This window comes from Ruegeria sp. CDSC025 (assembly GCF_059610805.1).
The window spans coordinates 1-26,684 of record NZ_JBXWOJ010000006.1 but is presented as its reverse complement, the minus strand read 5'-3'; the positions used below and the strand labels follow the sequence as shown (position 1 = coordinate 26,684).

At 58.2% G+C, this 26,684-nt stretch carries 23 protein-coding genes; 3 read left to right on the top strand and 20 right to left on the bottom strand.

Translation table 11 applies throughout. The annotated features are described in order from the left end of the window. Window positions 1-173 precede the first annotated feature (173 nt). From AC2FH8_RS10475 to ftsW, 10 genes are all read right to left on the bottom strand, one after another. Window positions 174-587, bottom strand: a complete 414-nt coding sequence (locus AC2FH8_RS10475; protein WP_271950279.1) for a hypothetical protein — start codon at window positions 585-587, stop codon at window positions 174-176. Beyond that, the gene (gene ftsA, locus AC2FH8_RS10470; RefSeq protein ID WP_281972769.1) at window positions 574-1,908 is read right to left on the bottom strand and encodes a cell division protein FtsA; all 1,335 of its coding nucleotides are present in this window, start codon (window positions 1,906-1,908) and stop codon (window positions 574-576) included. Before ftsA ends, AC2FH8_RS10475 begins: the two co-directional genes overlap by 14 nt. 8 nt (window positions 1,909-1,916) lie before the next feature. Continuing rightward, the gene (locus AC2FH8_RS10465; protein WP_142635027.1) at window positions 1,917-2,912 is read right to left on the bottom strand and encodes a cell division protein FtsQ/DivIB; all 996 of its coding nucleotides are present in this window, start codon (window positions 2,910-2,912) and stop codon (window positions 1,917-1,919) included. Further along, entirely contained in the window at window positions 2,900-3,820 is a 921-nt protein-coding gene (locus AC2FH8_RS10460; RefSeq protein ID WP_496689715.1) for a D-alanine--D-alanine ligase, read from the bottom strand. The genes AC2FH8_RS10465 and AC2FH8_RS10460 overlap by 13 nt, the downstream gene beginning before the upstream one ends. A gap of 104 nt (window positions 3,821-3,924) precedes the next feature. Further along, complete coding sequence (murB, locus tag AC2FH8_RS10455; RefSeq protein WP_142635030.1) at window positions 3,925-4,851, bottom strand: UDP-N-acetylmuramate dehydrogenase; 927 nt, start codon at window positions 4,849-4,851, stop codon at window positions 3,925-3,927. A 45-nt stretch (window positions 4,852-4,896) separates the two neighbouring features. After that, window positions 4,897-5,151: a DUF2484 family protein gene (locus AC2FH8_RS10450; protein WP_142635031.1), complete on the bottom strand. Its 255-nt coding sequence runs from the start codon at window positions 5,149-5,151 to the stop codon at window positions 4,897-4,899. Then, window positions 5,148-5,432 carry a DUF2484 family protein gene (locus AC2FH8_RS10445; protein ID WP_496689714.1) on the bottom strand — a complete coding sequence of 95 codons (285 nt, stop codon included), beginning with the start codon at window positions 5,430-5,432 and terminating at the stop codon, window positions 5,148-5,150. Before AC2FH8_RS10445 ends, AC2FH8_RS10450 begins: the two co-directional genes overlap by 4 nt. 52 nt (window positions 5,433-5,484) lie before the next feature. Beyond that, complete coding sequence (gene murC, locus AC2FH8_RS10440) at window positions 5,485-6,882, bottom strand: UDP-N-acetylmuramate--L-alanine ligase (protein ID WP_496689713.1); 1,398 nt, start codon at window positions 6,880-6,882, stop codon at window positions 5,485-5,487. Next, entirely contained in the window at window positions 6,879-7,976 is a 1,098-nt protein-coding gene (locus AC2FH8_RS10435) for a UDP-N-acetylglucosamine--N-acetylmuramyl-(pentapeptide) pyrophosphoryl-undecaprenol N-acetylglucosamine transferase (RefSeq protein ID WP_496689712.1), read from the bottom strand. Before AC2FH8_RS10435 ends, murC begins: the two co-directional genes overlap by 4 nt. Continuing rightward, complete coding sequence (gene ftsW / locus AC2FH8_RS10430) at window positions 7,976-9,139, bottom strand: putative lipid II flippase FtsW (RefSeq protein WP_496689711.1); 1,164 nt, start codon at window positions 9,137-9,139, stop codon at window positions 7,976-7,978. The genes AC2FH8_RS10435 and ftsW overlap by 1 nt, the downstream gene beginning before the upstream one ends. A gap of 483 nt (window positions 9,140-9,622) precedes the next feature. On the opposite strand from ftsW, the gene AC2FH8_RS10425 reads away from it, so the two are divergent. Next, complete coding sequence (locus AC2FH8_RS10425) at window positions 9,623-10,804, top strand: BaiN/RdsA family NAD(P)/FAD-dependent oxidoreductase (protein WP_142635040.1); 1,182 nt, start codon at window positions 9,623-9,625, stop codon at window positions 10,802-10,804. Between the two features lie 22 nt (window positions 10,805-10,826). Here AC2FH8_RS10425 and AC2FH8_RS10420 read toward each other — a convergent pair whose 3' ends face one another. The 9 genes from AC2FH8_RS10420 to mraZ all read right to left on the bottom strand — a co-directional run bounded on the left by AC2FH8_RS10420 (window position 10,827) and on the right by mraZ (window position 20,469). Further along, the gene (locus AC2FH8_RS10420) at window positions 10,827-11,201 is read right to left on the bottom strand and encodes a glycine zipper family protein (RefSeq protein WP_246097157.1); all 375 of its coding nucleotides are present in this window, start codon (window positions 11,199-11,201) and stop codon (window positions 10,827-10,829) included. Between the two features lie 111 nt (window positions 11,202-11,312). Next, window positions 11,313-12,707: a UDP-N-acetylmuramoyl-L-alanine--D-glutamate ligase gene (gene murD, locus AC2FH8_RS10415; RefSeq protein ID WP_496689710.1), complete on the bottom strand. Its 1,395-nt coding sequence runs from the start codon at window positions 12,705-12,707 to the stop codon at window positions 11,313-11,315. Window positions 12,708-12,854: 147 nt separating this feature from the next. Beyond that, window positions 12,855-13,937, bottom strand: a complete 1,083-nt coding sequence (mraY, locus tag AC2FH8_RS10410; protein WP_496689709.1) for a phospho-N-acetylmuramoyl-pentapeptide-transferase — start codon at window positions 13,935-13,937, stop codon at window positions 12,855-12,857. A 24-nt stretch (window positions 13,938-13,961) separates the two neighbouring features. After that, on the bottom strand, window positions 13,962-15,356 hold the full coding sequence (locus tag AC2FH8_RS10405) for a UDP-N-acetylmuramoyl-tripeptide--D-alanyl-D-alanine ligase (RefSeq protein WP_496689708.1): 1,395 nt from the start codon (window positions 15,354-15,356) through the stop codon (window positions 13,962-13,964). Further along, entirely contained in the window at window positions 15,353-16,834 is a 1,482-nt protein-coding gene (locus AC2FH8_RS10400; protein ID WP_281972762.1) for a UDP-N-acetylmuramoyl-L-alanyl-D-glutamate--2,6-diaminopimelate ligase, read from the bottom strand. Before AC2FH8_RS10400 ends, AC2FH8_RS10405 begins: the two co-directional genes overlap by 4 nt. Before the next feature lie 21 nt (window positions 16,835-16,855). After that, window positions 16,856-18,643, bottom strand: a complete 1,788-nt coding sequence (locus AC2FH8_RS10395) for a peptidoglycan D,D-transpeptidase FtsI family protein (protein WP_496689707.1) — start codon at window positions 18,641-18,643, stop codon at window positions 16,856-16,858. Further along, window positions 18,640-19,008, bottom strand: coding sequence for a cell division protein FtsL (gene ftsL / locus AC2FH8_RS10390; protein WP_142635053.1), 369 nt, complete (start codon window positions 19,006-19,008; stop codon window positions 18,640-18,642). Before ftsL ends, AC2FH8_RS10395 begins: the two co-directional genes overlap by 4 nt. Further along, on the bottom strand, window positions 19,005-19,997 hold the full coding sequence (rsmH, locus tag AC2FH8_RS10385) for a 16S rRNA (cytosine(1402)-N(4))-methyltransferase RsmH (RefSeq protein WP_496677605.1): 993 nt from the start codon (window positions 19,995-19,997) through the stop codon (window positions 19,005-19,007). Before rsmH ends, ftsL begins: the two co-directional genes overlap by 4 nt. Window positions 19,998-20,001: 4 nt before the next feature. Then, complete coding sequence (gene mraZ, locus AC2FH8_RS10380; RefSeq protein WP_246097158.1) at window positions 20,002-20,469, bottom strand: division/cell wall cluster transcriptional repressor MraZ; 468 nt, start codon at window positions 20,467-20,469, stop codon at window positions 20,002-20,004. Between the two features lie 918 nt (window positions 20,470-21,387). On the opposite strand from mraZ, the gene AC2FH8_RS10375 reads away from it, so the two are divergent. Continuing rightward, entirely contained in the window at window positions 21,388-21,612 is a 225-nt protein-coding gene (locus AC2FH8_RS10375) for a DUF1127 domain-containing protein (protein WP_142635057.1), read from the top strand. Window positions 21,613-22,006: 394 nt separating this feature from the next. Here AC2FH8_RS10375 and AC2FH8_RS10370 read toward each other — a convergent pair whose 3' ends face one another. Continuing rightward, window positions 22,007-24,403 carry an ATP-dependent helicase gene (locus tag AC2FH8_RS10370; RefSeq protein WP_142635059.1) on the bottom strand — a complete coding sequence of 799 codons (2,397 nt, stop codon included), beginning with the start codon at window positions 24,401-24,403 and terminating at the stop codon, window positions 22,007-22,009. A gap of 181 nt (window positions 24,404-24,584) precedes the next feature. Here AC2FH8_RS10370 and AC2FH8_RS10365 point away from each other — a divergent pair, with 181 nt between their 5' ends. Then, on the top strand, window positions 24,585-26,372 hold the full coding sequence (locus AC2FH8_RS10365) for a sensor domain-containing diguanylate cyclase (protein WP_496689809.1): 1,788 nt from the start codon (window positions 24,585-24,587) through the stop codon (window positions 26,370-26,372). Window positions 26,373-26,684 lie beyond the last annotated feature (312 nt).

Genomic DNA, 26,684 nt, shown 5'->3' with positions numbered 1-26,684 from the left:
AATTATCTCAAAGCACCACAAAACATGCGACGCTCGCGCCACTGTTGACGGGCGCGTCACTTGCAATTCATTCACATTCTGTCTGCGGAAAACTGCTCAAGCCCTCTCGCAAGGCCTCTGACGGGCCCTGTGGATATCTTGCGGGATTTTGACAGCCCCTGCAAGATATTTCTTTAGCTAATTGGGGCACTTGGGCAGTTAAGACCCTTCTCAGAAATGTCCCTGACCTCTTGAATTTCTGTCCTAGAGAAACCGACCATTCGCACCATCAACTGGTCTTCATACAAAAACGGCCACCAGCAAACTGGCAGACCATCCTCGTCATCGTCGTACAGAAAGCAAATCTGCCCATTAGGAGTTGTAATTTTCCCGTACACACAACCCTTGCCCTCCATACGCCAGACCGAGAGAGTCGGGCTCAGGAACTCTTCGGTGCCGACCAGCATACCGCTGTCATAGACGTGAAACTTTACGGTCTTTCCTTGAACGGCCCCCAGGAAGGCTTCGGGTGTGATACGGGTCTGAGCCTCTATCGCTGACGGCACAGCCATGACCAGCGCCGCGATCGCGGCTTTACCAGTTGTCACGGAACCACCGCACAGCGCGCTTGAACGGGCGTGCGGAATAGGTGTCTACGGGGATTTCAAAATCCCACCATTCATCCTGTGGGTTGGCTGCAAACAGGCTTAGCCCCACAACCGAAGAGAACCCCGGCCCTGTGGCCGATTGCGGCAACCCATGGACCCGCAGCGGGCGACCAAGGCGAACACGCTGCCCCAGAATACGAGAGGCCAACCCGTCCAGCCCCATGATTTGGCTGCCGCCTCCGGTCAGGACGATCTGCTGGCTGGGCATGTGCTCAAAGCCAGCCGCATCCAGCCGTACACGCACTTCCTCCAGGATTTCTTCGACACGTGGACGCATGATACCTATCAACTCTGCCCGGCTGACGGTACGGCGGTCATGTTCCCAATCGCCGGTATCACCGCCAATGTCGATCAGGTCGCGGTCATCCGCGCCGGTCGCGTGAACGCCGCCATTGAATGTCTTGATCCGTTCGGCAACAGACGCCGGAACGCCCAGCCCCATCGAGATGTCACTGGTCACATGATCCCCACCCATGCGCACGCAATCGGCATAGATCATGTGTTTCTTCATGAATATTGACACGCTCGTGGTGCCACCGCCCATGTCGATACAGGCGGCACCCAGTTCCTGTTCATCCTCAACCAGCGCCGAAATACCCGAGACATAGGCCGAATTCGCGATACCGGCCAATTCGAGATCGCAACGCTTGATACAGCGCACGATATTCTGGATTGCAACCGCGTCCACGGTCAGCATGTGCATATCGACGGCCAGCGATTGCCCCATCTGACCCCTTGGGTCGATCAAGCCCGATCGGTTATCCAGCGCAAAATTCACCGGCTGAGCATGTAGGACTTCGCGGCCGGCACCATAGTCGGGTACGTCACAGGCATTGAGAACACGGCCGACTTCGGCCTCGGTTACCAGCTGACCTTCCAGATCCACCTGGGCATCCAAACCATAGGACCGCGGGTTTGCCCCCGAGAAACAGGCGATCACATGGTCGACACGGATATCTGCCATTTTCTGCGCGGCCTGAAGCGCGGTTCGAATGGCGCGCTCGGTCTCCTGCATCGCAGTGACTTCGCCAAATTGCACACCACGGGAACGCGTGGTCGCGGCACCGATCACCCGAAACCCGGATTGTCCGGCCAGAGACCCGATGCCACTGTCCTCGTGCAAACGTCCGGCGCCGTCGAACCGCAGCACAAGGCAGGAAATCTTAGAGCTCCCGACATCTAGAATAGCGACAACGCCGCGTTGCATCGCCTGCCTGCGCATTTGCCGCATGGCCCGTTGGGACTGATAAAGATCGGTCATCATTGTCGTTACTGCCCGCTACTCACATCTACTTTTGTATTCCACCAGTCTTCGCTGGCGGCTTTGGTCATTCGGATTGTCGGTCGCTGACCCAGGCGCATATCCACCACGGCCACATCGCGTTCCAGAAGATCCTGAACCTCGTTCACGGCCAACACGCGTTCCAATGCGCGCACTGGCCGTTCCGTCGGCAACATGATGCGCTGACCGCGATCCAGAACTAGATCCCAGCGACGTTCGCCAATTCGCACCAGACCGCGCACCCGATTGCCCAGACTGCTGGCTGTGGCCGTCAGTTGCAGCGCTTCGGGTACATAGGAATCCGCGCCCTCACCCGCGATCAGTGGCAAATTGGAGTGATCCTGCCGCGATGCGATGATTTCAACATGCGCGCCGGTTTCATCCAGCAATTCGACCCCTCGGCGGGTACGCCAGACAATGGCGGGCTGCCGTTCGACAACATCCACCTGCAGGATACCTCCTGGACGGATGCGCACAGAGGCTGATTTAACCGGATCCAATCCTGTGATCGTTTCGCGCATCTGTTCGACATCCAGGTCCCAGGAACTGATTGGGAAGTCCAGCGGCACCACTTCACGAATGTCTTCCGAAAGGTTGGTTCCCGCCCCATCAATCGCCATCAGGTTGACCATGAATTCTGGTCGCTGCTGGATCGAGATTTTCACATCATGGACATGAGCCACAATCGCTTCGCGCCGGTCCTGAGAGCTGAAATACCCGCCAAGCGCTGCACACACAGCGAAGACCGGCAGCCCGTATTTCAGGCCACGGCGAACACCAGGCGTCAACATCCAGCGCTGTAACCGATAGCTTAGGCGGGACGGCGCCGGATCAAACGCCGATGACTTACGCCCCCAAAGTCGCCGCAGGCGGAACTTGGGTTCTACATTGTTGCGGTCCCCCGAAGCGAAATCGGCATCCGGACCAGCAAGTGGCTTTGAGCGATGGATAACCGGCGCACGGGTGGCTGTCAGCGGTCGCATGATGCGTCCTCCACCATCCATGCGCAAAGCTGGCCGAAGGTTATCCCGCAATGCGCGCCCTGTTCCGGAGCCAGTGACGTCGGCGTCATTCCCGGCTGGGTGTTGGTTTCCAGAAGGAACAAGCCCTCTGCGCCCTTGCTGTCATCCCACCGAAAATCTGTGCGGCTGACGCCTTTGCAACCCAACAGATCATGCGCCTGTTTGGCAAAGCCCATACAAAGGTCAAAAATGTCCTGCGGGATTTCAGCAGGCAGCACATGCCACGACCCACCCGGCTTGTACTTGGCATCGTAATCGTACCAGCCATCCGTCATGATTTCTGTCACGGTCAAAGCGCGGTCGCCCATGACTGTGACGGTCAACTCGCGGCCAGCCACATATTGTTCGACCATTACCAGTTCGGGCATGTCGTCTGCCAGTTTCGGTGGAGTGTTGGCGCCTTCATGCACCAGATAAATGCCGACGCTGGAACCCTCGTTGTTGGGCTTGACCACATAGGGCGGTTCCATCGTGTGACGCGCGGCAACTTCGGATTTGGCCTCGATCACACTTTCGGCGACTGGCAGACCCGCGATACGGAACGCCGCTTTGCTGCGCTGCTTGTCCATGGCCAACGCCGATGCCAGCACACCGGAATGAGTATAGGGAATACGCAACCACTCCAGCAGACCCTGCACGCAGCCATCCTCGCCCCAGCGACCATGCAGAGCGTTGAAGACCACATCCGGCTTGATATCCAAAAGGCGCACATAGAGGTCCGGACCCGCGTCCAGTTCGACCACTTCAAAGCCTTCTCCCCTTAGGGCGGCCGCGCATTCGCGCCCAGAGCTGAGAGACACCTCACGTTCCGCCGAGGGTCCACCCATCAATACCGCCACTTTGGGGTTTGTCCTGCTCGAACTACCCACGTCGTGCGCCTCAAATTCTGCGGACCTTATGTGGTGGTCCGTCCTGCTTTATGCCTTTGATCCGTCGCCCTATTTTGCCTGTTTTGGGTCTGACGGTCGGAGCTTTAATCTGTCAGCGGATCACCGACCCGCATGATTTCCCACTCTAGCGTGATGCCGCTTGTTTCGTAAACCTTTTTTCGCACATCTTCGCCCAACCCTTCGAGGTCGGCAGCGGTGGCAGAGCCGGTGTTGATCAGAAAATTGGAATGCTTGGGGCTCATCTGCGCCCCGCCCCGCATCACGCCCCGCATTCCCGCGTCGTCGATCACCTTCCAGGCCTTGAGGTCATGCACATCATCCGCGCGACCGGTTGAGGAAAATCCCGCCGGATTGCGAAAGGTCGAGCCCGCGCTGCGATCTTTGGTCGGCTGGGTCTCATCCCGCTTTTTCAACTGCGAGTCCATGCGGGCATGCAGTTCATCAGGATCATCTAGGGGGCCTTCGAACGTGGCCGAGATCAGCACCGCACCCTCAGGCAGATCCGACTGACGATAGCGAAAATTCAGTTCTTCGGGCGTCAGATCGACGACCTGCCCTTGCCGCGTAATGATCGTCGCCTTGCACAGAACATCCGCCGTATAGCTGCCATAACATCCCGCATTCATCCGCACAGCGCCGCCAATCGACCCCGGAATGGTTCGCAAAAACGTCAGGTCCACGCCCGCATCAGCTGCCTTGCGCGCCACATGCGCATCCAGCGCTGCCGCGCCTGCGGTGACAATGTTGCCCTCAATCGAGATGCCATTAAATCCCCGGCCCAACCGGATCACTACGGCGCGCAGCCCACCGTCCCGGACGATCAGGTTTGAGCCGACGCCCATCGGGAAAACCGTGATATCGTCAGGCAAGTCGCGCAGAAACTGCTGCAGGTCTTCCTGGTCGGCGGGTTGAAAGAGGTAATCCGCCGGTCCTCCGACCCGCAACCAGGTCAGATCATTCAGCGGGCGGTTCTGGGTGAGCTTGCCGCGTGGCGAGGGAACAGAAGTCATGGCCGCTAATTCGCGGATTCGAACCGCCAAAGCAAGCTGTATCCGCTATTGCGCGGCACCCAGGATCCGACGCAACCACCGGCCCAGATAAATCACGGGCCAACGCAGTACCGAGATCCCAGCAACCAGAACAATCAACCCGATCCACGGACCGTTCTGCAGCGTGACATAGCCAACGATAGGAATACCCGCAGCAATCAAGAAATAGGCGCGGGTCCAGTGATTATCCTTGCTGGGGATCATCGCCAGGACATTCGCAACAACTCCCCACAGGGCGGCAAGGGCAATGGACCAATTCATTCGTCGTCCCCTCGGCCTGTCCAACGTTGCCAATAGTGGCGAATTGGGTTTCGGAACATGGATGCAAAAGCCGCAAAGCCCAGGACCGAAAAGAACCAGCCGAAATCGTAACCCAGCCAGACAATCAGCGCCGGCGCAACGATAACCAACACAATCCCCGGTGGAAATTGCAGGCGCATCGGTAGCATGGCCACGATAGTCGATGCTATGACCCACAACCCTGCAAATAATACCGAATACGCCAAATCTTGCCTCCGAGACCGCTTTTTCTGCGGTTGCACGATCACTCTTTAGGGTTGCACCACAAAAGAGTCCATTACGTCACATCGCCTGTTATTTCTGCAAGCGCGAAGGCAGGCCATTGGCCCAGGCGCTGATCGTACCGGCACCAAGGCAGACAACCATGTCTCCGGGGCGGGCCTGTTCACGAACCAGGCGTTCAAGATCGGATTCGTCCATCAAAGCGCGGGCATGTCGATGCCCATGCCGGATCAGCCCCTGAACCAGGTCATCGCGGGACGCCCCTTCGATCGGGTCCTCTCCGGCAGCGAAAATATCGGCGATGGCAACAACGTCGGCGTCATTGAAACAGGTACAGAAATCATCGAACAGATTAGACAAACGCGAATACCTGTGGGGTTGATGGACCGCTATCACTCGGCCTTCGGTGGCCTGGCGTGCGGCTTTCAGAACCGCTGCGATTTCAACCGGGTGGTGACCGTAATCGTCGATGATCGTGACGCCATCGACCTCACCCACTTTGGTAAAGCGACGATTGACGCCACCGAAATTAGCCAACGCTTCGCGGATTTCGGCGGCTTTCATGCCCAGGTGGCGGGCAACAGCGACGGCCGACAATGCGTTCGAGACGTTGTGGTCGCCGGGCATCGGCAGGGTGCAACCCTCGATCCTCTTGTCTTCGTATTGCAGGTGAATGTCGAAATGTGCGACGCCGCCCTTATAGGTCAGGTTCTCGGCCCGCACATCCGCCTGCGCGTTGAAACCATAAGTCCGCACGCGCCGGTCTGTGATGCGACCCACCAGTGTTTGCACTTCGGCGTGGTCGGTGCAGCAGACGGCAAGCCCGTAAAACGGCAGGTTCGAGACAAATTCGTAGAACCCGTCGCGCAGCTGGACGAAATCGCCCCAATGTTCCATATGCTCGGGGTCGATATTGGTGACAATGGCAATGGTCGCAGGCAGACGGTTGAACGAGCCGTCGGATTCGTCCGCCTCGACCACCATCCATTCGCCCTGCCCCATCCGCGCGTTCGAGCCATAAGCGTGAATGATACCGCCATTGATCACGGTCGGGTCAAATTCCCCTGCCACCATCAGTTCAGCCATCATCGTGGTGGTGGTGGTCTTGCCGTGGGTTCCGGCAATGGCAATGTTGGATTTCAGGCGCATCAACTCGGCCAGCATGTCGGCCCGACGCACCACTGGCAGGCCGCGCGCACGGGCACCGTCCAGCTCCGGGTTGCCCGGTTTGATCGCGGTCGACACCACAACCACGGCGGCGTTCTCAAGGTTTTCAGCGCTTTGACCAACGAAGATTTCGGCCCCCAGCCCCGCCAAACGGTCGGTGATCTTCGAGGCCTTCAAGTCCGAACCTTGCACACGATAGCCTAGATTCAAAAGCACCTCGGCAATGCCCGACATCCCGATCCCGCCAATCCCCACAAAATGGATCGGCCCGACATCCTGCGGCAGTTTGGTTGCTGGGGTCATGCGGTCTCCTTCTGCGCCAACTGTTCGACCCGGGCGACCAAGCGCTCGGTCGCGTCCGGTGCGCCGGTCGATAAGGCGGCATGGGCCATCTTTTGCGCGGCTTCGGGGTTTGTCAGAACTGCGGTGATTTGCTGTGTCAGCGAAGGAACGTCAAGCAGGTTCTCGGGGATCATGATTGCCCCTCCGGCCTGAACCAGCCCGCGTGCATTGGCGGTCTGATGATCGCCCGCTGCGGCGGCATACGGGATCAGGATCGAGGGCCGCCCGATGACGGATATATCCGCCACACTTGACGCGCCTGAGCGTGATATCACCAGCTGCGCATCAGACATGCGACGGGGCACATCCTGAAAGAACGGTTTCACTTCGGCACGGATACCGTGGTCGTCATAAAACGCGGAAACACGGGCGCCGTCTTCGTCGCGGGCCTGATGCGCGACACGAATATGTCGGCGCATCTCATCAGGCAGCGCGGCAATCGCTTCGGGCACAATCTGACTAAGGATGCGCGCACCTTGCGAGCCACCCATCACCAGGATCGACATCGGGTAATCGCCCGGTGGGATATAGCCCGCCGCAGCCCGGTCCAGCACGGCGGCCCGAACCGGGTTGCCGGTATGTATGCCCTTTGCACCGTCCGGCAGATCAGTCGGCCAGACACCACAAGCCACCTGCGCCACGCGGGTCGCAAACAGCTGATTCACGCGGCCCAAAACGCCGTTCTGCTCATGGATCATGCGCGGGATCTTCAACATCGTCGCAGCGCCCAGCGCTGGGATCGAGGGGTAACCGCCAAAGCCGACCACGACGTCCGGTCGGTCGCGCAGCATCTGAAACGCCATACCGGCGACACCACCTGCGATCTTGGGACCGACCATCAGTTTGGCGGCCAGTCCGCCACGAGCGAAGGTTGCCGAGGACGCCTCGACAATTTCAGTCGAATGCGGAAAGCCACCCGTATATCGTGCGCCGCGCGTATCGGTGGACAAGCGCACACGCCAGCCCCTGTGCAGCATCGCCTCGGCTAGCGCCTGAGCCGGGAACATGTGGCCCCCGGTCCCGCCAGCCGCAATCAGAAGGTAGGGTTTGCCCATCAGCCTCGTCCGCGTAGAATATCACCAAGTTCGCCCTGTGGGCGGGTGCGGGTAAACGCCAGAAGCATGCCGATTGCAATACCACCTGCAATCAGCGAGGACCCACCATAGCTAACGAACGGCAAAGTCATGCCTTTGGCAGGCAAAAGGCGCACGGCGACGCCCATATTGATCATCGCCTGAACCCCGAACATGCAGGCCAGACCGGTGCCCGCCAGGCGGATGAACATGTCGCGCTCGCGCATCAGCCGCAGCAATGACCGCACGACGATCAGGGAATACAGCGCGATGATGATCAGCACCAGGATCAGGCCATATTCCTCGGCCGCGACAGCGATGATGAAATCCGTATGGGCATCGGGCAGCGACCATTTCACCTGCCCTTCACCCACGCCGACACCGAAAAGCCCGCCCTCGCGGATCGCATTGGTGGCATAGCCCAGCTGGGTGGTCGGATCGACCTCTTGGTTCAGAAATCCGTCAATACGTCGGGCGAAATGTTCCGAGTTGGAATAGGCGAACATACCGCCTAGCACGACAAACCCCGCCATACCAACCAGCAACAACATCGGCGCACCGGCAACGAAATACATCACGCCCCAGCCAAACAGGATCAGGCAGGCCTGACCAAAATCGGGCTGCATAACCAACATGGCGACAATCGCCATGCACAGCGCAAAAGACCATAGCCGACCGGGCGGGCCGTTGATCTGTTGTGACGCGGCCAGCAACCAGGCCGCCACAACGATAAACCCGGGTTTCAGAAATTCAGACGGCTGCAGCGAGGCAAAGCCAAGCGAATACCAACGCACCGCACCTTTGCCAAAATCTGTGCCAAAGACGGGAAGGAAGACCAGCGCGACAAAAGCAGCAAGAAACCCCAACACCGCCAGACGTCGAACCAGTGTGGGCGACATCATCGAAGTCAGCAGCATCGCAACAAGCGCCATTCCGCCGAACAACGCCTGGCGTTCGACGTAATGGAACGGGTCGAACCCGTTGCGACCAGCCAGCGGCGGCGATGAGGCCAACCCCAGCAACAGCCCGATGACAAACAGGATCAGTACGCAGGACATCGTCCAACGATCAATCGTCCGCCACCACTTCGGTAGAATCGGTTCTCCGCGCTGGTCTTGGACCGCGCCATACACCATCTCAGTCATGAGATACCGCCACTATCTGCCTCGTCAACGCCCCGTTTTCGGGGTCTACGTGCGAGTCTACAGGGGTTTTAGCGTTTGGGCTAGTGGAATGACGCCGCAACAGGGGGAAATTGGCGCCTTCAAGCCAGTGATCCGCTTCATGGCTTCCCGTCCCGGGCGTTCGGATCACCTAGGGAACAAGATCGTAGTGCTTTATCCTCCTGGATTCGACCAATTCAGCCTTTTTTCCCAGTTGAACTGTGACTTGGGAAATGCGCGTGATCACTGAACCGGCCTCCTGTGCAGTGCGTCAAATTGAGCTTCCTTGTCAGGCGTATTCTGGCACATGGTATTCCGGCCAATATCACAAATGTTCCAACTGCCAATTTCATTCCACTTTCCCAAACCAATCAGAGGACGGAGCCACAGTCACGGACGGACGTTTGCAGCGCGTTTTCACGTCTCCCCCTTGCCATCCCAGCCATTCCACGCCATCCCCCGCGCATGACTTATGATACGATCATCCTGGGCGCCGGTGCTGCTGGCTTGATGTGTGCCGCCCATTGCGTTGGGCGCGTTCTGGTGATCGATCACGCGAAGGCGCCGGGTGAGAAAATCCGCATATCGGGCGGCGGGCGGTGCAATTTCACCAATATGTATGCAGGGTCAGGCAACTTCCTGTCTCAGAACCCGCATTTCTGTAAGTCCGCATTGGCGCGCTACACGCAGTGGGATTTCATTGAAATGGTCGGGCGTCATGACATCGCTTGGCACGAGAAAACACTGGGACAGCTGTTCTGCGACGGTTCCTCGAAACAGATCATCCAAATGTTGCTGGATGAAATAGAGCGCGCCGGGGCCGAGCTGTGGGTAAGGACCGAGATGAAGGACCTGCGCAAAACCGACACTGGTTTCGCGCTGACGGTTGAGCGCGAGGGGCAGCGTCATGCCCTGACCTGCACCAATCTGGTACTGGCCACAGGCGGCAAGTCGATCCCTAAAATGGGGGCGACGGGTCTGGCTTATGACATCGCGCACCAGTTTGGATTGCGGATGACCGAGACACGCGCGGCTCTGGTGCCGTTCACCTTTTCCGATGGCAGGTTCAAGGACCTGTCCGGTGTCTCGCTGCCGACGCGGCTGTCGAACGACCGGACCAGCTTTGACGAGGCTTTGCTTTTCACCCATCGCGGCCTCAGCGGACCAGCTGCGCTGCAACTATCCTCATACTGGCGCGAGGGTGAGGCGATCCGGGTCAACCTCATCCAGGATATGCCACTGTTCGACCTGCTGCGAGATCAGCGCCAAAACAGCGGACGCAAAGCCCTGACTACTGAACTTTCCCGGCAGTTACCCGCGCGATTGGTCGATTTCCTGAGCCAACACATTCCCATGCAGGGCAATCTGGCCGACCAATCGGACACTGCCCTTTCGGACCTGGTCGAGGCCCTGTCGAACTGGCATCTGACCCCTTCCGGGACCGAAGGCTATCGCACCGCCGAGGTCACGCTGGGCGGCATCGACACCGATGATCTGTCGTCAAAAACGATGGAGGCCAGGGATGTCCCCGGCCTCTATGCGATAGGTGAAGCGGTGGATGTCACCGGTTGGCTGGGTGGGTACAATTTCCAATGGGCATGGTCCTCAGGCCATGCCGCTGGAACTGCAATCGCCAGTCGTGGTTAGCCGACACGGTATTTGCGCGGCACTAGCCGACGACGTTGTACCCACGGCCACGCATGCAGTTACGCACCAACACTTCTTTGTTCTGGTTCTTGTTGATCACATCCGCACCGGCGCCAACCAACGCACCTGCAACTGCAGCACGGCCCAGATTATCGCTGCTGTCCTGTACGATCCCGGTCACTGCGGCTGCGCCAACGGCGCCGATGGCTGCATTCCCGGCCGTGGTGCCATCAACAGATGCCTGCGATGCCGCAAGCTGTTGGCACTGCTGCAGATCAACGTTGTAATTCGGGCCAACCGGACCATCGATGATCGGTTGGTAGTTTGCGCCAGTGTTGGTGCAGGCACCCGCAATCAGAATGGCAGGCAGGATCAGGGAAAACTTACGATATGGCATAGTCATAACCTCGTGTTGAATTTGACGGGTAGCAAAACCAAAAAATATGGCGCGTCAAGCTGATAGCATCTCAGCTTGGCCCAACCGGCGATCTATTGCAAATGGCGTGTCCTAAAGCCGTTTGCGAACCTGTTCGGCAAAATCCTCACCGCGTTGTTCGAAATTGTCATATTGATCAAAGCTAGCTGCGGCAGGGGCCAGCAGAATCGTCTCGCCCGACTGCGCGTCGTTCATTGCCTGTTCAACGGCTTCTGCCATTGTGGTGCAAACCACGGTATCTGCCTGTAACTGCATTGCAAATCCGGCAGCTTCGCGCCCGATCACATAAGCCTTGAGCACATGTTCACTGGCTGAGTTGAGTGCAGACAACCCGCCCTCTTTCTCAAGCCCGCCACAGATCCAGCGGACCTTCTTGAACGCGTTCAACGCCTTTACAGCGCTGTCGACATTGGTCGCCTTTGAATCGTTCACATAGGTGACCCCATCCGCTTCGGCGATGATCTGACTGCGATGCGGCAGGCCCGGATAGCTGTGCAACGCATCCTGAATGATCCGAGGGGCTAACCCCAACGCGCGGCACGTGGCGTAGGCGGCACAGGCATTCTGGTGATTGTGTGCACCGGGCAGACCTTTGATCTCGCGCAGGTCAATCGATCCCGCCTGTCGCCCCTTGCGATACTCCGACAGGAACCCTTTGCGCGCAAATACCTGCCATCCGGGTCCGGTCAACTTGCGGGCAACTGATATACGGATCACCCGGTCATCCGTTGGCGCTTCGGCCAGCTGACCGGCCAGAAAGGCGCCTTCGTCCTCATCCACTCCGATCACGGCACGGTCAGGGCCACCTTCGGCAAACAGACGGCGCTTGGCGGCGAAATAGCCACCCAAGCCGCCGTGACGATCCAGATGATCCGGTGACAGATTGGTGAAAACGGCCACATCAGGTGTCAGCGACCGCGCAAGCTCTGTCTGATAGCTCGACAACTCCAACACCACGACCGAGCCATTGCCCCCTGGATCAATGTCCAAGACGCCTCGGCCGATATTCCCCGCCAGCTGCGCCTCACGGCCAGCTTCAGTCAGGATATGATGGATAAGTGCGGCGGTGGTTGATTTCCCGTTCGACCCGGTCACCGCGACCACGCGGGGCGGAGTATCGAGATTGTCCCATTCTGGCCCGGCGAACGAGCGGAAAAACAAACCGATATCGTTATCCACCGGTACCCCGGCCTCAAGCGCGGCAGCCACGACCGGGTTAGGCTCTGGGTACAGATGTGGGATCCCCGGCGAGACAATCAGACAGGCAACCTCATCAAACGCCCCGTGACGGCCTAGATCGCAGCATGTGAACCCTTCGGCTTCGGCCGCCGCGCGTGCAGCCGGATTATCATCCCAGCAGACGGGTTCGGCATTACCGGCCCGCAAGGCGCGCGCCGTGGTCAGGCCAGACCGACCCAGCCCCAGAACCGCAACTTTCTGTCCTGAAAACCCTTTGACCGGGATCATATTTCCCACCTTCTTTCGACTTCAAATGCGCCGACACACTGCACAGATGAACCTGCCATTGGCAAGATCGACAGCAGGTTCGTGCGCAGCGCGAGCCCGGCCCAACTGGAGGCGGCGGGCCGGCTGTCCTCCGAACCTGGCGGGAGCCTACCGGACCTTCAGCGTCGCAAGCCCAATCATCGCCAGGATTAAAGAAATGATCCAGAACCGGATCACGATGGTGGGCTCGGCCCACCCCTTTTTCTCATAGTGATGGTGGATCGGGGCCATCAGGAACACGCGGCGTCCTGTGCGTTTGAAGTACAGCACCTGGATGATCACGCTCAGCGCTTCGACTACGAACAGACCTCCGACGACGGCCAGCACCAGCTCGTGTTTGGTGGCCACCGCAATCGCGCCCAAAGCGCCGCCCAATGCAAGCGATCCGGTATCGCCCATGAACACGGCTGCGGGCGGCGCGTTATACCATAGGAACCCAAGGCCAGCGCCGAACAGGGCCGAGGTGAAAATGAAAATCTCGCCGGTTCCGGGCACGTAATGCACATCCAGATACTCGGTAAAGTCGACCCGGCCCACCGCATAGGCGATGATCCCCAGGGTCGATGCGGCGATCATTGCGGGCATGATCGCCAAACCGTCCAGCCCGTCGGTCAGGTTGACCGCGTTTGCGGACCCAACGATCACGACAATCGCGAAAGGAATATAGAAAATCCCCAGGTTAAGCAGCGTGTCTTTGAAGACCGGTACCGCAAGCTGATTCTGCAGCGCCTCAGGGTGGTGCATCGTGGCCCAGACCGAGGCCAAAACCGCGATAATCACCCCAAGTCCCAGCCGCATTTTTCCCGAAACGCCTTTGGTGTTCTGTTTGGAGACTTTGGCATAGTCATCTGCAAACCCGATGGCGGCATAGGCCAACGTTACGAATAAGACCATCCAGACATAGGGGTTGTCCCACCGTGCCCAAACCAGTGTCGATGTGACAAGCGCGCCCACGATCAGCAAGCCGCCCATGGTCGGCGTACCCGCCTTGGAAAAGTGCCCCTCGGGGCCATCATCCCGGATCGGTTGCCCTTTGCCCTGCTTGCGGCGCAGAACATTGATCAGCGGTTTGCCAAAGATAAACCCGAAAATCAGCGCTGTCATAAAGGCACCGCCCGCCCGGAACGTGATGTACCGGAAGAGATTGAAAAAATCCCCTCCGTCCGACAGGCCGGTCAACCAATAGAGCATATCAATACCTTTCCCGTGCGGCGATCATGGCTCAAGCGCGTCCCCTTGCCCCATTTCCCGCAAACCGTCAACAATTCGCGCCAGCGCCATGCTGAGTGATCCTTTGGCAAGAACAGTGTCGCCTGTGCAGATCAGCTCTGGCAGCCGTTCAGCCATCTCAACGCTGGTCTCAAACCAAAGTCCGCGCTTTTCCGCTGGCAACGCATCGTAAAGCGCTTTCATAAGCGGGCCAATGCAGTGAACCTGATCCATCTGCGTCATAGCCGCGACATTCGCCATCGCTGCATGCATGGGGATCTCTTGCGCGCCCAGCTCTTTCATATCACCCAGAAACGCGATCCGGCGCATGCCCTGTGAGGCGGCCAAAACTTCCAAGGCAGCCTCCATCGAAGTTGGATTGGCGTTATAGCTGTCGTCCAGCAATTCGATCTGACCACCACCGGCCAGCGAAATCTGCTCGCGAACGCCGCGACCTTTTACCGGCGACCAGTTGCGCAGGCCGGTGATGGCGTCGTTCAGGTCAACACCAAGTTCAACGCAGGCGGCCAATGCCCCAAGCGCATTCATGGCGAAATGAGTGCCTGCTGATTGCACATCAAAAGAAATGTCTTTTCCGTCGACGCCGGCCGTTGCATGGACCGAGTCAGGTTTTTGCACAACTCCGGTCAGCACGTAATCTGACGCAGCGCGCCCAAAATCGACGATCCCTGCTCCGGCCTCATCTGCGTATTGGCGCAGGATGTCGGCGTGTTCGATATCCGCATTCACGATGGCCGCACCGCCCGGGACCAACCCTTCGAATATCGCGGCTTTCTCTTTCGCTATACCTGCAACCGACTCGAATGCTTCCAGATGGACTGCCGCAACTGTGGTGACCATTCCCACGTGTGGACGGGCCTGACGCGCCAGCGGAGCAATCTCTCCGGGATGATTCATCCCGATCTCGATCACAGCGAATTCGGTATCGCGCGGCATCCGCGCCAGCGTCAGCGGCACACCCCAATGGTTGTTGTAGCTGGCAACGCTGGCATGAGTTTTCCCCTGCGTTTCCAGAATATTGGCTAGCATTTCCTTGGTCGATGTCTTGCCGACGCTGCCGGTTACACCGACCACGCGCGCCTCTGTCCGGGCACGAGCCGCCTGTCCCAGCGCCTCAAGCCCGGTCTGCACGTCCTCGACGATCAGTAACGGCGCGTCCGGGGAAACGCCTTCGGGTATCTGCGAGACCAGCGCGGCGCCTGCGCCCTTCTCAAGCGCTTGCGTCACAAAGTCGTGACCATCGCGCGCCGCCTTCAGCGCAACAAATAGATCTCCGGGCTGCAATGTGCGGGTGTCGATGGATACGCCATTGACCTGCCAATCGGCGGTGGCACGCCCGCCAGTGGCCGCAACAGCCTCGGCCGCAGTCCAGAGCGTCATGCTACCCTCCCGTCCAGGGCGGCCACGCTGATGCTGGCCTGTTCTACGTCGTCGAAAGGTAAAACCTGATCGCCCACGATCTGGCCTGTCTCGTGCCCTTTACCGGCGATCAGCAGCGCATCACCCGGTTGCAGGGCATCTATGCCGCGCAGGATGGCTTCGGCACGATCACCCACTTCGGTTGCCTCGGGCGCGCCCAGCATCACCGCAGTACGAATGGTAGCTGGGTCTTCGGTGCGGGGATTGTCGTCGGTAACAAATACCACATCAGCGTTATTGGCCGCAGCCTTGCCCATCAGCGGTCGCTTGGTCGCATCACGATCTCCGCCGGCACCGATGACGGCAATCAGCCGGCCCATAACATGAGGGCGCAAAGCCTTGAGTGCCGTGGCCACAGCATCTGGCGTATGGGCGTAATCGACAAACACAGCAGCTCCGTTTTCACGCGTCGCAGCCAGTTGCATCCGTCCCCGGACCGTCGTCAGATGCGGCAGGGTCTCGAAAACACGCGTGGGATCTTCGCCACCAGCGATCACCAGCCCACATGCCAGCAGGATGTTTTCAGCCTGGAACCCACCGATCAGGTTCAATCGGGTCTGATATACCTTACCCTGCCACGAAAACCGCAGATCCTGCCCGGTTGCATCAAAGCGCTGATTGAGCAGACACAGATCTGCATCACCCAATCCAACGGTCAGCACATTTTGCCCACGGGTTTCAGCGATACGACGAACCTGCCCACCCTTTGGATCGCTCATGTTGACCACAACCGTGCCGTCCTGAGGCAACACGCGGTCGAAAAGTCCTGCTTTGGCGGCAAAATACGCCTCAAAAGTCTCGTGATAATCCAGATGATCCTGGGTGAAATTCGAGAAACCCGCTGCCGCCAACTGTACCCCGTCGAGGCGGCGCTGCTCGAGACCATGCGAGGATGCCTCCATCGCGGCATGTGTCACACCGTTCTCCGCCGCCTCGGCCAAACACCGATGCAGGGTGATCGGTTCGGGCGTTGTATGCGCCAAAGGGGCAGTCCATGCGCCCTCGACCCCGGTTGTGCCCAGGTTGACGGCCGCATGACCCAGTTCCATCCAGATTTGGCGGACAAAGGTCGCGACAGAGGTTTTACCATTGGTCCCCGTCACAGCCACGATGGTCTGAGGCTGCTTTCCGAACCACAGTGCTGCGCATCCTGCCAGCGCCTGCCTTGGGTCTTCAACCACCACCAGCGCGGCATCCGACCCCGCAAGCACGCCCGCTGCGACCTCGGCCCCTTCGGCATCGGTGAGGATTGCGGCGGCCCCCATGCGCAGAGCATATTGAATGAACTCTGCGCCATGGACGCGCGTTCCCGGAAGTGCCGCAAACAGATAACCGTCTTTGACCTCGCGGCTATCAACGGCCAACCCGGTAATCTCAGGGTTTGCACCCGCACGTGCGGTCAGGGCCAGTTGGCTGAGTTTCTTAGTCCTAGTGCCCATGACCCACCTTTCGCCGGACGCCTAATTCGAGGTCAGCGTTATAGCAGCGCGCGCCTCAGGCTCAAGCCGGGGGCGCAATCCCAACAAGGGCGCGACACGCCCGATCAGCTCCGCAGCCACAGGTACGGCTGTCCACCCTGCTGTACGGCGTTTTTCGCCATAGGCCACGATGGAAGGTTCATCCAGAGTGACGATAAGTACGTACTTCGGATCATAGGCCGGGAAGATCGTCGCAAAAGTGGCGATGACTTTGTCATCATAGTACCCACCGCGCGGCTTCGGTTTGTCTGCCGTACCGGTTTTACCTGCCACGTCATAGCCGGCGACATCGCCAAAGCTCGCTGTGCCGTCGGTGACAACCTTGCGCAGCATCTTCTGCGCCTGCGTCGCAGCGCCCAGAGACATCACGCGCGGGCCATATTGTGACCCGCTCCTGCGCAGAATCGTTGGGCTGACATAATACCCGCCATTGGCAATCGCCGCATATCCCGCCGCCAGATGCATCGGGCTCGTCGACAAGCCATGGCCATAAGAAATGGTCACTGTGCTCAGCTCACCCCATTTCTTGGGCTTGAGCGGCTCGCCACCTTTTGCTTCGACAATCTCGAACGGGGTCGGTTCGAACATGCCCAGCGAACGCAGGAATTCCTGTTGCCGCTGCGCGCCAATTTGCAGCGCCAGACGCCCAGTACCCCGGTTCGAGCTGTGGACGATCACATCCGCCACGCTGATCTTTCCGTAATTCTTGCCGTTGAACTCACCAATCGGAAAACGACCGATTTTCATCGGACCCGAGGTGTCGATGATCGTTTCAGAATTCACCAGACCAAGCTGAATTGCCTGCGCGGCGGTGAATATCTTGAACACCGATCCCAACTCGTACACGCCCTGCACATAGCGGTTGAACAAGGGGCTGTCCGAAGGGTCAAACCCCGACGTCGGGGGGCGCGGGCGATCATTAGGATCAAAGGATGGCAGCGACGCCGCCGAGATGACCTCGCCCGTATGCGCATCCATCAAAACGGCTGAGGCGCCTTTGGCGTTCATGATCTTCATGCCGCCAAAAAGCACCTGCTCGACAGCGGCCTGTACGGTCAGATCCAGCGAGAGTTGCAGCGGCTTGTTTCCGTTGGCGGGGTCCCGCAGATAATCGTCGAACTGCTTTTCTATCCCGGCCACGCCTATCACCTCGGCAGCGCTCACGCCTTCACGCCCAAAACCTGACCCGCCAAGGATATGTGCTGCCAGCTTGCCATTCGGGTAAAGGCGCATTTCGCGGGGGCCAAACAGAATACCTGGATCACCGATGTCATGCACGGCTTGCTTCTGCTCGGGCGAGATACGCTTTTTGATCCACAGGAACTTGCGGTTGCCGGTGAAATCCTTGATCAGACGCTCTTTTTCCAAATCCGGGAAGATTGCCACCAGTTGATCCGCGGCGGCAATCGGGTCGATCATCAACGGCGGCTGGGCATAGACGGAATAGGTGTCTAGGTTGGTCGCCAGAATGCGCCCTTCACGGTCAACAATATTGGCGCGCTGCATCGCGATTGTGGCACCGGGGGCGTTGGCCAAGGGTTCTTGCGCCTCGGATGTCGCAAGCATCCCCATCCGAACGCCAACTACCGAGAAGGCGCAAAAGAAGAAAAGACCCAGCACCAGCAAACGGCCCTCGGCCCGAGCGCGGGCTCTGTCCTTCATATCTTCGTGGCGTTTCTGGATGTTTTCGCGCTCGATCACCTTGGGGTTTTCACCGCGTGCGCGCGCATCCAGGACACGGGCCAGAGGGCGGAGGGGCGTGCGCGTCATGGGAACTGCACCTCTCCCAACGCCTTAATGTTGGTTATCGCCTGCAATTCGATGGGATCGACAATCGGAAGATCCGGATCCTCGGCATAGGCAACCTGATCCGCGCGTCCGAACTGCTCTGCTCGCAAGGGCAGCAGGCCGAGACGTTCAAAATTCAGATCCGCCAGCTCTCGAAGACGATCAGGACGGTTCAAATAAGCCCATTCCGCATTCAGAACGGCCAGTCGGACCTGTGCCACGCCGATCTCTCGTTGCAGTGTTTGCGTTTCTTTCACAACTTGCTGGGTGCGGTAGTTCTCTTGATACGCCCAAAGGGCCACCCCGAACACGGCCAAGGCAGTCAACACATACAATACACTCTTCATTTTGCCCTTCCCCCTAGTTGCGGCATCCCAATGGCGCGAGCTTCAATTTCCCCCGCCGGAGCCTCGGTGCGCACAGCGACACGCAGCTTGGCTGAGCGCGAACGCGGATTTTCTTGTAATTCCTGCTCGTCCGGCCCCACTGCCTTACGGGTTTTGAGCGTAAATTGCGGCTGGTCCTGCGCAATTTCGGGCGCATAGCGATTTGCCCGACCTGTTTTGCCAGCCCGCGACTGAAAGAACCGCTTGACCATGCGGTCTTCGATCGAATGAAACGTCACAACAGCCAGCTGCCCGCCAGGTTTCAGCGCGCGCTCAGCGGCCATCAGGCCCTGGAACAATTCTTCATATTCTGCATTTACCGCGATGCGCAGCCCCTGAAAGCTGCGTGTCGCGGGATGCGATTGACCGGGTTTGGGCCTGGGCAGACAGGATTCGATAAGCCCCACCAACCGCAAAGTGGTTGTGATCGGCTCTTCCGCCCGCGCCTTGACTATAGCCCTCGCAATTCGCCTGCTGGCGCGTTCTTCACCATAGTGAAACAGGATGTCGGCGAGTTGCGCTTCGCTTGCGGTGTTGACCAGATCAGCCGCGCTTTCGCCGTCCTGGCTCATGCGCATGTCCAGCGGGCCGTCCTTCATAAAGGAAAAGCCACGCTCGGCCAAATCCAGCTGCATGGAGGAAACCCCAAGGTCCAGCACCACCCCGTCCAAGTCCTGCGCGTATTCGTCCAGACGCGAAAAGACGCCGGGCTGCATCACCAGCCGATCGCCATAGCCCTTGGCCCAGTCCGCGGCCATTTCAAAGGCCAGCGGATCACGATCAACGCCGACGACCTTGTCCGCGCCTGCCTCGAGCAGGCCACGGGTATATCCCCCGGCACCAAAGGTTCCGTCCAACCAAACACCCGACACCGGAGAGACCGCAGCCAGCAAAGGGCGCAATAATACCGGAATATGTGGTTTGTCAGAAGAGGGTTGCGCACCGGCCATGCCGTCACGCGTCCCCGACGCCATCTAGGAACACCAGAGGGTCAAAATCTTCGGGCTGATCATCCAGCCATTCTTCGGCCGCCGCCAATTCATCAGACTCGTAGGTTTCAGGCTTCCAGATCTGGAACGTGTCGCCAGCGGCAATAAAGAAGGCTTCACCCTCTAGATCAATCTTGCTGCGCAGCTTGGCGGGTAGAACCAGACGCCCGGTCTCATCCACGTTTGTCGGAAAGGATTGTCCGTGGAACATGCGCTGCAATGTCTTCCGCTGCATTGAGCCCCGTGGAAGCGCATCAATCTTGGCGTCAACTTCGTCAATCGCCTGCATAGTATAGCATTCAAGGAATTTGCGCCGGTGGTCGCCATAAACAATTACAAGTTCGGGATTGTCACCGGGCTGCCAGTTGGGATCAGAAGCTTCAAGCACACGGCGAAACGAGGCCGGGATCGAGACCCTGCCCTTCGTGTCCACCTTATGGCGGCTTTCACCTCTAAACCTGCGCGCCAAGACGACTGTCCCTTTCGCTTGCGCCCCACTTGAAATTCTCACTCCCCCCAGAATTAAAACGGCGGGTTGATCTGCTGCCACTGATCAACCCGCCGCATTGACCCGCTTTGCGGGATGTCCAGCTGCGCGCGCCACCTGGGGGGATGTCTGCTCGCCCGCGCGCCGGATCTCTTGATTGATGAAAGCGAGATGCCTGTATGAAACCTGATTTTATTGGTTCGGGGTCGTTTAGCGCCCCATGTGCCTCGTCCTCATCGGATAACCAAGGGATGGCATGGGAATTCATGGAAATCAATAGAAAATTTCTCACACTCACGTCCCAACTCACAATGTAATCGATAAGAAAATGAATGGAAACTCTATTTATACACCAGAATTAGAACACAACTACCTCAAAGCAACCATATATAGACAAATCAGAGAAATTATGAGCATCCCATGAATTCCCAACATTTTTTCACTTTCATCGATTCCCCGTAGATAGAGCCAGCAAATCCTCCATTCCAAACTACGAATCAACAAAGGTGGCTCGGTTCCCACGCACTCCCAAGTTACTAAAAACCACCTGAACCCACGATTTCCCATATACGCACGACCACAGCCATTCGGCTTCTTCGATAACCCTACCGAAGCAATCGGACCTTACGTCACGATCCTATGGTTTTCAGTGGAACCGCATTAGAAGCGACACCCTTGGCGCAACTCAAACCCATATTTTTAAGGCATATTCGATTGCCAACATTCAACTCTTTGATATCCATGCATTTGCTGCATAGCAGCATTGACGACGTCAACTATTGTGCAATCGCAGCATTTGCTTATTTTCATCCTCAAGCAAACGCCGAAACACTTCGGCACCAACATACGAAACGGGTTACGCAGATGGGTGTAGCAACACAACAAACCGCTCTGAGAAGCGCTCCGGCATTCGGCCTGGCTTCGATGATCGAAACCGCAAAGACCCGGTTTGCACGCTATCGGGCCTACCGCCAGACGGTTAACGAACTGTCCGAGCTGTCCGATCGCGAGTTGGCCGACCTGGGCCTGCACCGCTCAATGATCCGTCGGCTGGCAATGCAGGCCGCAGAAGAACAATTCGCGCGTTAAGCGCACAGCAATACAGAGATCAGACCCTACTCCTCCCTTGGGTCTGTAATCTGCGGCAACGTCTCTCCTCCTCCCTGACGTTGCCGCCTTTTATACCGGCCCTGAACGCCGGAAGCAGATACATCGGGGCTCTCCTCCTCCCTGCCCTGATGTTGAAAGTACGCGGCGACGTCTCTCCTCCTCCCTGACGTCGCCGCGTCTTCCTCATACCGGGATCAAACCCGGGTTCGGATACATCGGGGCTCTCCTCCTCCCTGCCCTGGTGTTGAAAAGAACGGCGGTTTCCTTCCTCCTCCCTGGGAACCGCCGTTTTTCGTTTCTCCCAAAGAAAAAGGCGCCCACCCAGGCGCCTTTCAAAACATTGAGCATGCGCCGTCAGGCGCATTCCTTTTGGTTAAAACGGAACGTCGTCCTTCGGAAAAAGATACTGGGCAACAACCTTCTTGGTGCCCGCCTTGTCGAACGCGACCTCAACCTTGTCGCCCTCGATGCCCTCCACAGCGCCATAGCCGAATTTCTTGTGAAACACCCGTTCGCCCAGCGTGAAACTTGCCACTGCGGTTGCGTCGATCACCGTGTTGCGGGTTTCGCGCGGTTGCGACATGCCATATTGTCCCTGCCGCGCCTGCAGCCGTTTCCAGCCGGGTGAGTTATAGACATTTGCCTCAGCCGCACGGGTTTCGATCCCGGCCGAGGGCTGCCCCCCGCCATAGAGTCCCGGAGGCGTCAGAACCTCGACATGCTCCTCGGGCAGTTCGTCAATAAACCGTGATGGCATCGAATTCTGCCATTGCCCGAACACCCGGCGGTTGGCGGCAAAGGAAATCGTACAGACCTCTTCGGCACGGGTGATGCCCACATAGGCCAGGCGCCGTTCCTCTTCGAGCCCCTTGATTCCGGTCTCGTCCATCGACCGCTGCGACGGGAACAAGCCATCCTCCCAACCCGGCAGGAACACGGCGGGAAACTCCAGCCCCTTGGCCGCATGCAAAGTCATGATCGAGACCTTTGCCCCATCCGTTTCCTTTTCATTGTCCATGACCAGGCTGACATGTTCCAAGAACCCTTGCAGGTTCTCGAAATTGTCCAGCTGGTTGACCAGTTCCTTGAGGTTTTCCAGCCGCCCCGGCGCCTCGGGCGTTTTCTCATTCTGCCAATGGGCGGTATAGCCGGATTCATCCAGCACGATCTGCGCCAGTTCGATATGCGTGTGCTCGGGCGCGCCATAGCGGATCGGAGACACCCCGTCATCAATGACGGTGTCATCATCCACTTCGATCCGTGGTCCGCGTGTCATCGCATTCCACCGAGCCAGCCCGTCGATCAACTCGCGCAGCGCCTTGCCACCCTTGCCCTTGATCAGCCCCTGCTCGACCACGATCCGCGCCCCTTCGACCAGGGACACCCCGTTTTCACGCGCCACCACTTGAATGGTCTGCTGCGCCTTGTCCCCAAGGCCGCGCTTGGGCGTGTTTACGATCCGCTCGAACGCCAGATCATCCTCGGGGCTGACCACCAACCGGAAATAGGCCATGGCATCGCGAATCTCCATCCGCTCATAAAACCGTGGCCCGCCGATCACCTTGTAGGGCATCCCGATGGTCAGGAACCGATCCTCGAACGCGCGCATCTGGTGCGACGCGCGCACGAGGATAGCCATTTCGTCCAGGTTCATCGGACGCACGCCACGCGTCCCGCTCTGCATCGCGTCGATCTCTTCTCCGATCCAACGCGCCTCTTCCTCACCATCCCAATGGCCAATCAGGCGAACCTTTTCACCCTCTTCTCTGTCGGTCCAAAGCTCTTTGCCCAACCGGCTTTCATTGCCCCGAATAACGTTCGAAGCCGCCGCCAGAATATGCGGGGTCGAGCGGTAGTTCTGTTCCAGCCGAACCACAAAAGCACCGGGAAAATCTTTCTCGAACCGCAGGATGTTGCCTACCTCGGCCCCGCGCCAGCCATAGATCGACTGATCATCATCGCCGACGCAACAGATATTCTTGTGCCCCCCGGCCAGCAGCCGCAGCCACAGGTACTGAGCGACGTTGGTATCCTGATACTCGTCCACGAGGATGTAGCGGAACCAACGCTGGTACTGCTCCAACACGTCCGGATGGGTCTGAAAGATCGTGACCATATGCAGCAGCAGATCGCCGAAATCGACGGCATTTAACTCGCGCAGGCGGGTTTGGTATTGGGCATAAAGCTCAATGCCTTTGTTATTATAAGCTCCGGCATCCGCAGCAGGCACTCTATCTGGCGTCAGCGCGCGGTTTTTCCAGTCATCAATGATCCCGGCCAGCATCCGCGCAGGCCAGCGTTTGTCGTCGATATTGGCTGCCTGAGTCAGTTGCTTGAGCAAGCGCTTTTGGTCATCCGTATCCAAAATGGTAAAATTCGACTTGAGGCCCGCCAGTTCGGCATGGCGGCGCAACAGTTTGACACAGATCGCGTGGAACGTTCCCAGCCACGGCATCCCTTCGGCAGGTCGGCCCAGCATGCGCCCGACCCGTTCTTTCATCTCGCGCGCGGCCTTGTTGGTGAAGGTCACGGCCAAAATCTCGTTCTCGCGTACCCGATGAGATCTGAGCAGATGGGTGATCCGCGCGGTCAGTGCCTTGGTCTTGCCCGTGCCGGCACCTGCCAGCATCAAAACCGGACCGTCCAGCCGCTCGACCGCTTCGCGCTGTGCCGGGTTGAGGTCGTTCAAATAGTCGACAGCCACCGCAGGCATCGCCCGCGCCGACAGCAATGCGCCCTCGAAGGCGTCCATTTCGTCAAAACTGCTCATACTCTCAAACTACGCCGGATGGGCGCAAAGGGAAAGGCTTTGTTCACGGCTTGTTCACAAGCTTTTAAGATTTTCCTTGCGTTCAATTCCAACCAAATGAAGCGGTGTTCGACTGATGCCATTAACTCTCTGTAAAGCCTTAGGTCAGATGCTTGGCCCAAAGGTTTGGGAGCATATGGATATGGCATTGGCTGAGCGGGGGACGATCAATCATCGACTCAAATGGACCGGGATCACCCTATTGCTGATCAGCCTCGCCATTGGTGCGGGTTGGGGTGTCTATAGGCTTCCTGCGCCCTTGGTGGAACGGATGCTGCGGACAGATATCCTCAAACAGTCAGAATTGTGGAAACGCCGGGTTGTTTTGCACCTTGAAGACCCCGAAACAACGCTGCGAACCGGCCATATAGACGGGCATGACGCAGAGTTTCTGACCTCGATGCCCGAAGCATCGGATGTCTACCGGTTCAGGTTGTTCGACACGAGTGGACGCGTGGTCTGGTCCACTCGTCAAGGTGAGGTCGGCTTGCGCGAAGACAGCGCGTTCTTTCGCGCCGACGTTGCCCGGGGAATGGTGTACTATTTACAAGAGGTTGTGCCCCTATCCGAGATTGACGGCTTGGACTTGCACACAGGCAACATTCAGAACTCCAGTGCGCATCACATAGTCAAAGTCTTTATGCCGGTTACCAAAAACGGTCGCTTCATCGGTGCGATAGAGTTTTTTACCGATATCTCGGATTTGCGGGCGACCTTCATAACCCGGCTGAGAATTTCGCTGATCGTTCTAAGCGGTGTGGCCCTGTTGGCGCTGGCGATGGTGTCATTGGTGACCTACAGGACCAACCGGGCGCAACTGCGCTCTTTGCACAAACAATCCGAGAAAGAGCGTGATCTGATGGCTGACCAGTTGCGGCTGGCGCGTGAGGTGCGGCTGCTAGGGGAGCTGAACGAGTGGCTGCAATCCAGCCGTTCTCTGGATGAGCTGTTCGACATGGTCTCACGTTTTATGACCCATATCCTGCCTGAAGCAGAGGGCAGCGTTTACGTCTACTCGAACTCGCGCGATGTGCTTGATGGCTGCGCCAGTTGGAACGGCGGCACCCATAAGGCACATATCCACCCAGAGGGTTGCTGGGGCCTGCGCCGAGGACGCACATATGAATTCGGCGCCTCAGAGATTGACTTCATCTGCGAGCATGCCGAACCGCATGACGGGCGCCAATATTTCTGCTTTCCAATTCTGGCTCATGGCGAGACGGTTGGATTGTTGCATCTTCGGGCACATGAAAACTGCGAAGAAGAGTTTCACGTCAGCAGGAAACTGGCGCAGCTCTGCGCTGAACAGATCAGCATGGCCATTGCAAATGTGAGGATGCGCGATCAGCTGCACGACCAGTCCGTGCGTGATCCTTTGACCGGACTGTTCAACCGTCGTCATATGACGGAAACCCTGCGCAAGTCTATTTCACGCAGTCAACAGACCGGTGTACCGCTGAGCCTGATCGCCGTTGATGTCGATCATTTCAAGAAGTTCAACGACACTCATGGCCATGATGCAGGCGACATGGTGCTGCGCGCAGTCGGAGCCGCCTTGGAACAGGGCTGTGACCGCGACGAGGTTGCCTGCCGTATTGGTGGAGAGGAATTCATGCTGATCTTGCCGGACAACACCCCGGATGACGCGGTGAGCCGTGCCGAGAAATTACGGCAGTCGGTCGAAGCGGTTTCGGTCCGATACGGTGACAAGTCGCTGCCGCGAATAACGATTTCGGTTGGTTTATCGCATTACCCGGCGCACGGCACCATGCCGCAAGATTTAATGCGCGCCGCCGATGACGCGCTGTATATGGCAAAAGACAAAGGGCGCAATCAGGTGCAAGTCGCCAAGGGAACGCCAACCGAAACCGGGTCCGCTGATAGCAACGGCCAAAAGGTTCGGACTTCAGGCCCAGTCGCGGCGGCGTGAAGCTCTAGCTAATACTTAGCAAAAACTTCACTTACCCGGCGCCTGATTGCGCGGGCAAGGTAGCCACTTCTATACTTGTTAGCTTTCTCCAAGATCTTGGCCACATCGCGATCTTGCCAACCGTCCTAGCCAGCCCTATCGCCTTTGAGCGGCACAATCCCTAGGTTCTGGACCTATTAATTTGGTTGCCGTCATCCCGCCTGCGTGATTCATACCCGTGAGTTTCAGGGGTATGACATGAGCAATCTATTCTGGTTGACTGACGAGCAGATGGCGCGGCTTCAGCCTTACTTTCCAAAGAGCCATGGTAAG

Coding starts and splice junctions, on each gene's coding strand:
- ftsA (WP_281972769.1), bottom strand. CDS start 1,908: ATGACCGATCTTTATCAGTCCCAACGGGCCATGCGGCAAATGCGCAGG.
- AC2FH8_RS10465 (WP_142635027.1), bottom strand. CDS start 2,912: ATGCGACCGCTGACAGCCACCCGTGCGCCGGTTATCCATCGCTCAAAG.
- murB (WP_142635030.1), bottom strand. CDS start 4,851: ATGACTTCTGTTCCCTCGCCACGCGGCAAGCTCACCCAGAACCGCCCG.
- AC2FH8_RS10450 (WP_142635031.1), bottom strand. CDS start 5,151: ATGAATTGGTCCATTGCCCTTGCCGCCCTGTGGGGAGTTGTTGCGAAT.
- murC (WP_496689713.1), bottom strand. CDS start 6,882: ATGACCCCAGCAACCAAACTGCCGCAGGATGTCGGGCCGATCCATTTT.
- AC2FH8_RS10435 (WP_496689712.1), bottom strand. CDS start 7,976: ATGGGCAAACCCTACCTTCTGATTGCGGCTGGCGGGACCGGGGGCCAC.
- ftsW (WP_496689711.1), bottom strand. CDS start 9,139: ATGACTGAGATGGTGTATGGCGCGGTCCAAGACCAGCGCGGAGAACCG.
- AC2FH8_RS10425 (WP_142635040.1), top strand. CDS start 9,623: ATGACTTATGATACGATCATCCTGGGCGCCGGTGCTGCTGGCTTGATG.
- AC2FH8_RS10420 (WP_246097157.1), bottom strand. CDS start 11,201: ATGCCATATCGTAAGTTTTCCCTGATCCTGCCTGCCATTCTGATTGCG.
- murD (WP_496689710.1), bottom strand. CDS start 12,707: ATGATCCCGGTCAAAGGGTTTTCAGGACAGAAAGTTGCGGTTCTGGGG.
- mraY (WP_496689709.1), bottom strand. CDS start 13,937: ATGCTCTATTGGTTGACCGGCCTGTCGGACGGAGGGGATTTTTTCAAT.
- AC2FH8_RS10405 (WP_496689708.1), bottom strand. CDS start 15,356: ATGACGCTCTGGACTGCGGCCGAGGCTGTTGCGGCCACTGGCGGGCGT.
- AC2FH8_RS10400 (WP_281972762.1), bottom strand. CDS start 16,834: ATGGGCACTAGGACTAAGAAACTCAGCCAACTGGCCCTGACCGCACGT.
- AC2FH8_RS10395 (WP_496689707.1), bottom strand. CDS start 18,643: ATGACGCGCACGCCCCTCCGCCCTCTGGCCCGTGTCCTGGATGCGCGC.
- ftsL (WP_142635053.1), bottom strand. CDS start 19,008: ATGAAGAGTGTATTGTATGTGTTGACTGCCTTGGCCGTGTTCGGGGTG.
- rsmH (WP_496677605.1), bottom strand. CDS start 19,997: ATGGCCGGTGCGCAACCCTCTTCTGACAAACCACATATTCCGGTATTA.
- AC2FH8_RS10375 (WP_142635057.1), top strand. CDS start 21,388: ATGGGTGTAGCAACACAACAAACCGCTCTGAGAAGCGCTCCGGCATTC.
- AC2FH8_RS10370 (WP_142635059.1), bottom strand. CDS start 24,403: ATGAGCAGTTTTGACGAAATGGACGCCTTCGAGGGCGCATTGCTGTCG.
- AC2FH8_RS10365 (WP_496689809.1), top strand. CDS start 24,585: ATGGCATTGGCTGAGCGGGGGACGATCAATCATCGACTCAAATGGACC.